We start from the raw sequence: 11,257 nt of genomic DNA on the forward strand, positions 1-11,257 counted from the left end.
ACGAAGCAAGAGCATCTTTCAGTGCTCTTGCCCGCCCCTTGCCCTGCGCTTCTCAGCGCGGCCAGAGGGGTGGGATACCCACTCGGGCCATCGCTGCGCTCGGCCCTGCACCTGTCAGTCGCAAGCGAAGGGTTTGACTCCCTCTCCCGCCTGCGGGAGAGGGAGCGATATCAAACGGCCGCGGAGCAGGCCATTCGGGAGTAGCCGCGGAGCGGGCTTTGCCCGGCCGCTGGCTGCGTCCCCTGGGGGAAGGCGCGCAAGCGCCTCAGGGGGGGCTTTGCTCGCGCTCCCGGAGCAGTGCTCCCACAATGCCAGTCGCATGGTTGGCAGCCGGCACACCACAATAAATAGCCGCCATGAGAACCACCTCCTTAAGATCCTCAGGCGTGAGACGAGAGTCTTCCTGTCCGTCGAGTGCCGCCCGTACATGCAGCGCAAACTCATCCCAGGCATGGATGCCGATCATCATCGACAGCACCATGAAACGGCGCAGACGATCCCCGAGTGCGGGGCGGCCCCAGATGTCGTTCCACGCGTGGCGTGTGATCAACTCCTGAAACTCGCTGTTGAAGTCGGTCCGGTTCGCTAACGAACGGTCTACCCAGGCATCGCCCAGAATGCGGCGGCGGTGCTGCAAGCCCTGGGTGTAGTCGGTAGCGGAGGTATCTGCCGCTTCGGTTGCCTGGGGCTGGCATCGATCACGCACGAAAGCGCGCAGTAGCCGCGCAAAGGCCGCGGGTTGCTCAACGGCGCTGATGTGAGAAGCCTGCGGCAGGATGGTCAGTTCAGCGCCTGGCACGGCTTCAGCGATGGCTTGTCCCATGGCTGGCGGCGTACCTGCATCCAGGCTGCCAGCGATTACCAGGGTGGGGATGGTGATGGTCGGCAGGCCGGCGCGCCAATCGACGTCTCGTACAGCCTCACAGCAGGCGGCATACGCCACTGGCGATGTGCCAACCAAAGTGGCACGAGCTCTGGCCACCGCATCCGGATGCGAGTTCCGGAAGTCATCATGAAAATACCGCTGCATCACCGTGTCGGCAATGGCGGCCAAACCCTCGTTTCGCACTGTGGCAATGCGGCTGTCCCAGTTGGGGCGCGCAGCGTCAGGGTAATAGGCCGTGCTGTTCGCCACCACCAAGCCCTGGAGCAAAGCAGGGTGGCGAATGGCCAGGCCCATGCCCACCATGCCACCCATGGATAGCCCAACCCAGACCACGGGTCCGCGTGCCACGTCCCGCAGGAGCGCCGCAGCTTCATCCACCAGGGCGTTCATCGTCCCTGCGAGTGGTTGGCCAGGAGAGCCCCCGTGGCCTGGATGATCAAAGATCAGGGTGCGAACACGAGGACCTAGATGCGCAAGCAGTGGCGCCCAGGCGTTGCGGTCCATGCCAAGCGCATGGCTCAGGACTATGAGTGGGCCGGAGCCCTCGTTCTGCAAGGTATACGACAGCGTGGAAGCCATGGGGAAAAACACCTTCAAATATCCATCATCAATATCAACCCGCATCGGCCTCAATCACGTGATCCGCACGAGGAAGAAGCCTCACAGGTGATTCTCTTCCAGCAGGCGCTTGCACAGACGGGCTGATGGCTCAGTGACCAAGTCCAGATCACAGGCTGCAGCCAGGGTGGCCTGGAGCGCGGTGCGAGGGCCTTCGGGCAATGCTTGCACGCAAGTATCCGTCAACAGCAATTGCAGCAGAGGGGTCTCACTGGAAAGCGCCAGCGGTCCCAGGGCTTGTATCCGGGCGCGGGCTGGTTTCTTGCCCACTGCAGCGGCCAGGGCTTGAGTGAGCGCTTCAGAGTGAACCAGTCCTTGCAGGTTGTCGATGTTGCGGGTCATGCGGGCTGTGTCCACCTGCAGGCCAGACAATGCGTCCCGGACTGCGCTGGTGGCTCCGAAGGCTTGTATCCATAGTTGTGGCCAGACGGCGACCTCAGCTTGCCATTCACCCAGGCCTCGTTCGTGGGCTTGCGCCATGGTGGATAGCAAGGTGGCTGCAATTCCGGGGCCCTGAGCGCAGGCTGCAATGGCTTGCATGCAGGCGACAGGATTGCGCTTATGCGGCATGGCGCTGGAGCCGCCGCGTGCCGAGCCGTTAGGGGCGGTGCTCGCGCCAGCGCCTTCCGAGACCTCCCCCACTTCAGCCTGCGACAGCAGAGCGAGATCCTTGGCAATCTTTGACAAGGAGCCCATCAGCACAGCAACTTCCAGCCCGAAGCGCAGCCAGGCATCTCGTTGCGTGTGCCAGCTGCTAGGTGCGTGCCCTAGACCCAGTTGCTTAGCCATGCGTGCGGCTATGCGTTCGCCTGCTTCCCCCAAAGCGGACTGATTGCCCGTGGCTCCGCCCAGTTGCAACACCAGGGCCTGTTCTGCCAAGGCCAGCAAATGCGCATGGCTGCGCTGGAGAGGCTGCAACCATGAAGCGCACTTCAAGCCCCAACTCATGATCTGAGCAGGCTGGAGCAGCGTGCGTGCGAGCATGGGCGTGCGGGCGTGGCGAGCGGCCTGATCGCGCAGCAGGGTGATGCATTGCTCCAACGGAGCCAGCAACTGTGCCAGCGCCTGCTTGGTCATCAGCACTTGTGCGGTGTCCACCACATCTTGGGTGGTGGCACCAAAATGCAGATAGCGCACGGCGTGCGCCTCTTCGCGTTGTTCCAGCGTGGCGGCAATCATGGCCACGAGCGGCACGGCCATCGCGCCTCCATGGCGGGCTTCGCCAGCCAACGTGTGCGCATCGAGTTGCGTGGCCGCGCAGGCGGCTGCAATAGCCTCGGCGGCTTCAACAGGGATCAGGCCTTCGGATGCTTGCGCTTCGGCCAATGCGGATTCGAAATCCAGAAAGGCACGGCACAGAGCCGCGTCGTCGAACAGCTGGTGTGCGGCACCGGGCAGCAGGGATTGGCCGAAGGCGTTCACGATGCGTTGAAGCTTGAGAGTAGGAGGTTCAGATGCTGGCGCCTGAGCTCTTGATCACCGCCGCCCATTTGGCAGACTCTTTCTGAATGCGCGCGCCATACTGAGCGGCGTCTCCCAACAGGGGCTCTGCACCTTCCACACCCAGCTTGGATTGGAAGGCTGGGGTTCCCGCCACTTGCAGGATCTGCTTGCTCAGCGCTTCGATCCGCGCAGCAGGCGTCGAGCTTGGCGCCAACAGGCCGTAGGTCAAGGTGCTCTCGAAGTTGGCCAGAGAAGCAACGCCTGATTCAGCCACGGTAGGCACCTGTGGCAGCTGTGCATGGCGCTTCGCGCTCGTCACGGCCAGTGCCCGCAGCTTGCCGCTGGTCACCAGTGCCTGGGCTGGCGGGATCACGCTGAACATCATTTGCACCTGGCCGCCTACGACGTCCGTCAGGGCGGGGTTGGTTCCCTTATAGGGAATGTGGGTCATCTTCACCTTCAGTGCCTCGGCCAACATCTCGGAAGCCAGGTGGCCGCCCGTGCCCGCGCCGCTGGAGGCGTAGGTAAAGGGGTCTTTAGACTGGCGAATGGCGTCCACCAACTGCGCCAGGGTCTTGATAGGGGATGACTCCGGTACCACGAGCAACAAGGCAGCAGAGGCGAACATCGCCACGGGCTTCAAGCCTTTTTGGACGTCGAACTTCAGCCCCTTGTAAAGATAGGGGTTGATAGACACGGTGCCGGTGTGGCCCAGCAACAGCGTGTTGCCATCACCAGCTGCGCGAATCACGTACTCTGTGCCTATGTTGCCGCCCGCACCGGCCTTGTTGTCCACGATATAGGTGCGGCCGAAAGCAGTCGACAAGCCGTTGGCCATCTGGCGGCCCAGCACGTCGTTTCCACCTCCGGGTGCAAAAGGCACCACGATACGCACCGGCTGGCTATCACTTTGCGCCCAGGCAGGCAATGCACCCAGCGCAGACAGGGCGAGCAGGTGGCGACGGGTGAAAGGGGATGAATGCATGGCGAGTCTCCTGATTGATGGACGCGTGAAATTTGGTGTGAATACGCCCTGACCCGAAGTATGCGCACTAGAGAACAAATAAAGAATCATGTCTGGGTGCAATTACATCCAACATAATGTTGGATGTGGACACCGCATTTCTGCACACTTTTCTGCTCGTGGCTCGCAAGGGCTCGATGTCTGAGGCCGCCCGTCAGCTTGACTTGAGCCCTACTGCCGTGGCTCAGCAGATGCGGGTGCTGGAGCGCGAACTAGGGGCTTCCTTGCTGCAGCGTGCGGGGCGCACGGTGCGCCCCACCGAGGCGGGCCACCGGTTGATGGAAAAAGCTGAAGCGCTCGTGCGCGAAGCTGCCGGGCTGCGCACCTGGGTGCATGGAGATGAGTTGCAGCATGAGATCCACGTGGGCACGGTGGCCACGTTGCTGCACAGCGCACTGCCTGACATCTTGCAAGAGTTCACCGCACGTTACCCGCATACGCGCGTTTCCATCCGCGCGGGCCTGGCTGGCCACCTGAACGAGTTGGTGGCAGAAGGCGCTGTAGACGTCGCGCTCACCTTGCAGCCGGGGTACGACATTCCCAAGACGCTGGAGTGGCGCATGCTCCGTGAAGAGCCGCTGGTGGTATTGGCCCACAGTCGCCTGGCCGGTTCTGACCCACTGCGGCTCCTGCGTGAACAACCCCTGATTCGCTACGACCGCACTTTGGGCGGTGGCAAGTTGGCCGATCAGTTCCTGCGGGACGCAGGCATCGTGCCGCAGGAGCGCTTCGAGTTGAATTCCCTGCTGGCGGTGTCCATGATGGTGGAGCGCGACCTGGGCGTGGCACTGGTGCCTGACACCATCTCTCCCTTCAGGGATGCCCAGGCGCTGGTGCGCATTCCGCTGCCGCAAGCCAGGGCTGCGCGCGTGCTAGGCTTGTTGTGGCTCAGGGCCTCACCCAAGAAGGTGTTGATCAAGGCCTTTGGGGAATGCGCGGAAGGTGTGATGCGCAGCGATCCGCCCTCTCTTTGATCGATTTGGGCGAGGCCCGAGGAAGCGCGGGGCAACTGCACTTCTCGTCGCGATCAATGTGAAAGATCACTGCTCCAACAGCCTCCTAAGCCGCATGCGAGCCTATCTGCATAGTTAAGTGGAAACCCTGTTGCCCGCTCTGCGGGTCACTCGATAATCCGTTCAAAACGCTAGGGAACATCTGCAGCATAGGCAGGAGAAGGCGTCGAAGTACCCGCGATTTTTACAACAAACAATGAGACAAGCAACACATGACCGCATTTCAAGAAAGACGCCAACTGCTGCTGGCCGCTGGAGCCGCCAGCCTGACGGCTTGTTTCCATGCTGATGCGGTGGCGTCAGACCCATCTTGGCCCAGCAAACCCATCCGGCTTATCGTGCCCTTTGGAGCTGGTAGCGGCGCGGACAATATGGCCCGTGTGGTCGCGGATGAATTGCGCGTCGCGCTCAATGTGCCGGTGGTGATCGACAACAAGCCGGGAACGAATGGCGCACTCGGCGCGGGCTTGATCACCAAGGCGCAGCCTGATGGCTACACCCTGGGCATCACGGGGTCATCGTCCAATTCGGCGGCGCCGTGGCTGATGAAGAATGTGGGCTACGACGCGGTGAATGACTTCGCGCACATTGCCAATCTGGTGACCATTCCGCTGGTGCTGTGCGTCAACGAAACCTCACGCTTCAAGACCATGCAGGAACTGGTCGATTTCGCTGGGGCCAATCCCGGCAAACTGACCTACGGCTATGGCTCCAGCAGCCAGCAGGCTACTGCGGCCACCTTCGCATCCATGGCGAAGATCAAGGCACTGCCCGTGCCTTACAAAACGGTGCCGCAAGTCATTACGGACCTGCTGGGTGGTCAGGTGGATTACGCCTGGCTGGATGTGTCTGTCGCAGGCCCCCAACTGAAGGCGGGCAAGCTGCGCGCGCTGGCTGCGGCCTCGCCTGCGCGAATCACCTCTTATCCCACCGTACCGACGCTCGCGGAAAACGGCATCACTACCTTCAACCTGATCGTCTGGGTAGGCATCGCGGCACCCCCGGGAACACCTCCGGAAATCCTGGCACGCGTCAACGCCGATCTTGAGAAAATTTCGCGCAACCCCGAGTTCCGAAAACGACTCGAATCTCAGGGCTTCGATGTCAAGCTCATCAGCTTAGCGGAGCACAAGCGCCACGTTCAGCAGCAGTACGACTCGTGGGGCAAAGGCCTGAGAGAAGCTGGCGTGCAACCTGAGTGACGACGTTTGCCCTAGGAGTCTGCGCGGCTGGGCGCTATAGCAACCGCTTGAGATACCGACCCGTATAACTGGCCGTGTTGGCAGCCAGGTCTTCAGGTGTGCCCACACCCACGACCGTGCCGCCACCTGCGCCGCCTTCAGGCCCCATGTCGATCAGCCAGTCGGCGATCTTGATGACGTCCAGGTTGTGCTCGATCACCACGATGGTGTTGCCAGCTTCGCGTAATTGGTGAAGCACCTTCAGGAGGAGATCGATGTCGGCAAAGTGCAAACCGGTGGTGGGCTCATCCAGGATGTAGAGCGTGCGCCCTGTGTCCCGTTTGCTCAGCTCCAGGGCCAGCTTCACGCGTTGCGCCTCACCGCCCGAAAGCGTGGTGGCGCTCTGGCCCAGGGTGATGTAGCTCAGGCCCACATCCAGCAGCGTTTGCAGCTTGCGGGCAATGTTCGGCTGATCCTTGAAATAGGCGTGCGCGGCTTCCACCGTCATTTCCAGGATCTGGGCGATATTCTTGCCCTTCCACTGGATCTCCAGGGTTTCGCGGTTGTAGCGCTTGCCGTGGCAGATATCGCAGGGCACGTAGACATCTGGCAGAAAGTGCATTTCCACCTTCACTACGCCATCACCCTGGCATGACTCACAGCGCCCGCCACCACTCGATTGCGGCACGTTGAACGAGAACCGCCCAGGGCCGTAACCGCGTTCCTTCGCGGTATTGGTCTCTGACATCAGCTCGCGGATGGGCGTAAAAAGACCGGTATAGGTCGCAGGATTGCTGCGCGGGGTGCGGCCAATGGGAGATTGGTCGACGGCAATCACCTTGTCGAACTGCTCCAGGCCCTCAATGCCTTCATTTGGTGCTGGCTCATCGTGCGCGCGGTGAATGTGGCGTGAGGCGGCCTTGTGCAGCGTGTCATTCACGAGCGTCGATTTACCGGAACCAGATACGCCCGTCACGCAGGTCAGCAGACCCACCGGAAAGTCCACGGTGACATTCTTGAGGTTGTTGCCACTGGCGCCAATGATGCGCAGAACGCCTTCTGGCGCTGGCCCCTCTGGTTTGCCTTCAGAGGTGCCGGACATGGCCGCTGGCGGGGGCCGGCGTTCAGGAATGGCGATGGAGCGCACGCCGCTCAGATACTGCCCGGTGACTGAGCCAGGGGTAGCAGCCACCTGCTCAAAGTTGCCCTGCGCCATCACGCGTCCGCCGTGCACGCCTGCGCCGGGGCCCATGTCGATGACGTGGTCCGCGGCGCGGATCATGTCTTCGTCGTGCTCTACCACCAGCACGCTATTGCCAATATCGCGCAAATGCTGGAGCGTGCCAATCAGCCTGTCGTTATCCCGCTGGTGCAGGCCGATGCTTGGTTCGTCAAGAACGTACATCACGCCCGTTAGCCCGCTGCCGATCTGGCTGGCCAGGCGTATGCGCTGCGCTTCTCCGCCGCTCAAGGTTTCTGCACTGCGGTCCAGGCTCAGGTAATTCAGGCCCACATCGTTCAGGAATTTCAGGCGGTTGCCGATCTCGCGGACCACTTTGTCTGCGATTTCGGCTCTGGAGCCGCTGAGTTGCAACTCGTCGAAGTAGGCTTTGGCCTCTCCCAAAGTCACGTGGTTGATCTCGTAAATGGCTCGGCGTTGCGCACCTTCACCTAGTTTGACGCTGCGCGCCTCGCGTTTAAGCCGCGTTCCGCCGCAGTCCGTGCAGGGCTGGTAGCTGCGGTAGCGGGCCAGCTCCTCGCGCACGACCTGGGAATCAGTTTCTCTATAGCGCCGCGCCATATTGGGCAGAATGCCCTCAAAAGGGTGCTTTTTATTCACCTTCTTGCCAGCCGATGCGCCGGAATCGTAGGTGTAGCTGAATTTGATCTCTTCCTCACCCGAGCCGTGCAAGATCGCATGGCGTACCGATTCGGTTAGTTCCTCGAAAGGCGTCTCAACGCTGATCTTGTAATGCTTGGCCAGGCTTTCGAGCAAGGCGAAATAGTAGCCATTGCGCCGGTCCCAGCCTTTGATGGCGCCACTGGCCAGACTCAAGGAAGGGAAGGCCACCACGCGTTCTGCATCAAAGAACTCCATGGTGCCAATGCCGTCACAGGTCGTGCAGGCGCCAACAGGCGAGTTGAATGAGAACAGGCGCGGCTCCAGCTCAGCGATGGAGTAGCCGCAGGTGGGGCAGGCAAAGCGGGCATTGAACAGGTGCTCGCGTTCAGAATCCATCTCCATCGCGATGGCTCTGCCATCAGCCAGGCGCAGGGCGGCCTCAAAGCTGTCTGCCAGACGGGAAGCCATGTCGGGGCGCACCTTCAGCCGGTCAATCACGACGTCGATGTCGTGCTTTTCAGCCTTTTTCAGGGGCGGGAGGTTCTCAGCCTCAACGATCTTCCCATCTACGCGGAAACGCACGTAGCCCTGCGCCCGCATCTGCTCAAACATCTCCACAAACTCGCCCTTTTTCTCGCGCGCCACTGGCGCCAGGATCATCAGGCGGGTTTCTTCGGGCAGTGCCAGAGCCGTGTCCACCATCTGGCTCACGCTCTGCATGGCCAAGGGCAGGTCGTGATCAGGGCAGTAAGGCGTGCCTGCACGGGCGAACAGCAGGCGCAGGTAATCGTGAATCTCGGTCACGGTGCCCACAGTGGAGCGCGGGTTGTGGCTGGTGGCTTTCTGCTCGATGCTGATGGCGGGCGAAAGCCCTTCAATCAGATCGACGTCAGGTTTGTCCATCAACTGCAGAAACTGCCGCGCATAGGCCGACAAGCTCTCCACATAGCGCCGCTGCCCTTCGGCGTAGAGCGTGTCAAATGCCAGCGAAGACTTTCCGGAGCCGCTCAAGCCGGTAATCACCACCAGCTGATTGCGAGGAATATCGATGTCGATGTTCTTCAGATTGTGCGTGCGGGCACCGCGCACGCTGATACGCTGCGCTCGCAGGGCGGCGGCAAGATGCCTGGATTCATCGGCTGCGGGCGCAGACGGTGGCGTGGACTCAGTCTGCTCAGGAGGAATGCGTGCGTTCAAGATAAGGCCATCAGCAAGGCAACATTAGATTATCGGTGGGTCTGGGTTTTCGTGCAAAAGGGGTGAAAGTTCTGGAACTGGTAGATTGTGTGAAGGCTGATCCGGGAGCGTCAGCGTCAGCAGACGTCACTGGTCGTTCGGGGAGCAAGACCTGGTGCCTATCCCAGAGCAAAGACGAAGAAATCGCTCGATTTCGCCTCAACCCGAAAAGGGCGGCCCCGGATGATTGACAATACGCCGTCGCCGATGTTTTCGGTTGGTGCCTTTTTGCGCCCATGTCTGTTTCTTCTCCTGATTCCAAAACCTCTGCTTCCACTCACCGCATGACGCCAACCGAGCGCCGTGCCAGCTTTTCGCTGGCGGCGATATTCGCGTTGCGAATGCTGGGTTTGTTTCTCGTGTTGCCGGTGTTCGCGCTGGAAGCTGCGCGCCTGCCCGGTGGCAATGATCCCGCACTTGTCGGCCTTGCCATGGGGGTTTACGGCCTGACGCAGGCAGTCATGCAGGTGCCACTGGGACTGGCCTCTGATCGTTTCGGACGCAAGCGCATCATTGTGCTGGGATTGGTGGTTTTTGCCCTGGGAAGCGTGCTGGCTGCTGCCGCAGACAGCGTACAAATGCTGGCGATTGCACGCGGTGTGCAGGGCGCGGGCGCGATATCTGCTGCCGTCACCGCGCTACTGGCTGATCTCACGCGGGATGAGGTGCGTACCAAGGGGATGGCTCTGGTCGGCGGGAGCATTGGGCTGACCTTCGCCATTTCGTTGATGGCGGCGCCTGCTCTAACAGCATGGTTCGGTCTTTCGGGCCTCTTCATATTGACTGCAGTGCTGGCACTGCTGGGCATTGCGGTCATTTTGGGCTGGACACCACCCGAACCCGCTGTGCACGCGGATCAGCGCCGCGGCCGGCTGCAGGACGTGTGGATGCATCCTGATCTTTGGCGTCTGGATCTCGGGGTGTTTGTACTGCATACCGTACAGATGGCGATGTGGGTCGTGGTGCCGGGTCTGCTGGTTCAGGCGGGCTTGGAGAAGGCGCAGCACTGGCATGTGTACCTGCCGGCGGTGCTGGCCTCGTTCTTGCTGCTCGGCGGTTTGTTCGCGATGGAGCGGCGCGGGTATTTGCGGGCCGTACTGCGTGGTGCGATTGCGCTGCTGTTCGTGGTGCAGACGGCGTTTTGGCTGCTGGCACCCCAAGCGCCTGGGCTCTGGGCGCTGGGCATTGTGCTGTTCTTCTTCTTTGTGGCTTTCAACATCCTGGAAGCCAGTCAACCTAGCCTGATCTCGCGCCTTGCCCCGGCGCATGCGCGGGGTGCGGCGTTGGGGGTGTACAACACCTTGCAGTCACTTGGCTTGTTTGCGGGCGGCGCGTTGGGTGGGTTGCTGCTTAAGAGCGGTAGTGCTAATACGGTGTTTGCGGCTACAACTGGGCTTGCGTTGGTGTGGGTGTTGCTGGGATGGGGGCAACGCGTGCCCGGAGGGAATGGCTCCCCCTGAGTCGCTGGTGCGCCTTCCCCCTGAGGGGGACGCAGCCAGCGGCCTGGCAAAGCCAGCTCCGCGACCACACTTGCATGGCCTGCTCCGCGGCCGGTTGCTTCTTGCTCCCTCTACCGCTTGCGGGAGAGGGTGGGGCGGGGCCGGCCAACCGGTGAGGGCAGGCGGCGGTCGAGTAAGCGCTGCGGTTGCTAAATACCTTCTGCTCTTCTCTTGAGGTCCGAGGCCGGGATTGCCCCCGGCAGTGCAGTCCCTTTCTTTGCTCGCACAAAGCAAGGAACCAAAGAAATGCGACCCCAAGTCCGTGTCCCTGCGCTGCGCTCCGGGCACCCTGCGGTGCTCGGTCAACGGGCGGCGCGGCAGAACTCTCTTCTTTCGCTTCGCTCACTACGTTCAAACAGCTGCCGCAAGCTAGTTCTTGAAGCAAGAGCATCTTTCAGTGCTCTTGCCCGCCCCTTGCCCTGTGCTCCTCGGCACGGCCTCAAGGGGTGGGGAGCCTCACTCGGGCCATTGCTTCGCTCGGCCTTCGAATTATTAGTCTTTCCCCTTTTGGGGA

Annotated in this window: 8 protein-coding genes; 4 read left to right on the plus strand and 4 right to left on the minus strand. The window is 61.5% G+C overall.

Annotated elements, in window-relative coordinates; genetic code table 11:
• On the plus strand, positions 1 to 204 hold a 204-nt coding region (locus G518_RS40780; protein ID WP_036596210.1), incomplete at its 5' end, for a hypothetical protein.
• 61 nt (positions 205 to 265) lie between these two features.
• On the opposite strand, the gene G518_RS41150 is transcribed toward G518_RS40780, so the two are convergent.
• The 3 genes from G518_RS41150 to G518_RS0125990 all read right to left on the minus strand — a co-directional run bounded on the left by G518_RS41150 (position 266) and on the right by G518_RS0125990 (position 3,932).
• Complete coding sequence (locus tag G518_RS41150; RefSeq protein ID WP_169458012.1) at positions 266 to 1,465, minus strand: alpha/beta fold hydrolase; 1,200 nt, start codon at positions 1,463 to 1,465, stop codon at positions 266 to 268.
• A gap of 81 nt (positions 1,466 to 1,546) precedes the next feature.
• Entirely contained in the window at positions 1,547 to 2,926 is a 1,380-nt protein-coding gene (locus tag G518_RS0125985) for a lyase family protein (protein ID WP_051237419.1), read from the minus strand.
• Between the two features lie 28 nt (positions 2,927 to 2,954).
• On the minus strand, positions 2,955 to 3,932 hold the full coding sequence (locus tag G518_RS0125990) for a Bug family tripartite tricarboxylate transporter substrate binding protein (RefSeq protein WP_028604982.1): 978 nt from the start codon (positions 3,930 to 3,932) through the stop codon (positions 2,955 to 2,957).
• A gap of 125 nt (positions 3,933 to 4,057) precedes the next feature.
• Here G518_RS0125990 and G518_RS0125995 point away from each other — a divergent pair, with 125 nt between their 5' ends.
• Both G518_RS0125995 and G518_RS0126000 read left to right on the plus strand, forming a co-directional pair.
• A complete protein-coding gene (locus tag G518_RS0125995) occupies positions 4,058 to 4,945 on the plus strand; it encodes a LysR family transcriptional regulator (RefSeq protein WP_028604983.1) in 888 nt (295 codons plus the stop codon).
• Between the two features lie 251 nt (positions 4,946 to 5,196).
• On the plus strand, positions 5,197 to 6,186 hold the full coding sequence (locus tag G518_RS0126000) for a Bug family tripartite tricarboxylate transporter substrate binding protein (protein WP_028604984.1): 990 nt from the start codon (positions 5,197 to 5,199) through the stop codon (positions 6,184 to 6,186).
• Between the two features lie 34 nt (positions 6,187 to 6,220).
• On the opposite strand, the gene uvrA is transcribed toward G518_RS0126000, so the two are convergent.
• Positions 6,221 to 9,193: an excinuclease ABC subunit UvrA gene (gene uvrA, locus G518_RS0126005; RefSeq protein ID WP_028604985.1), complete on the minus strand. Its 2,973-nt coding sequence runs from the start codon at positions 9,191 to 9,193 to the stop codon at positions 6,221 to 6,223.
• Between the two features lie 335 nt (positions 9,194 to 9,528).
• Here uvrA and G518_RS37050 point away from each other — a divergent pair, with 335 nt between their 5' ends.
• A complete protein-coding gene (locus tag G518_RS37050; protein WP_036596215.1) occupies positions 9,529 to 10,704 on the plus strand; it encodes an MFS transporter in 1,176 nt (391 codons plus the stop codon).
• The last annotated feature ends 553 nt before the right edge of the window (positions 10,705 to 11,257 follow it).

It is taken from the genome of Ottowia thiooxydans DSM 14619 (assembly GCF_000422885.1).
Taxonomy (GTDB): domain Bacteria; phylum Pseudomonadota; class Gammaproteobacteria; order Burkholderiales; family Burkholderiaceae_C; genus Ottowia; species Ottowia thiooxydans.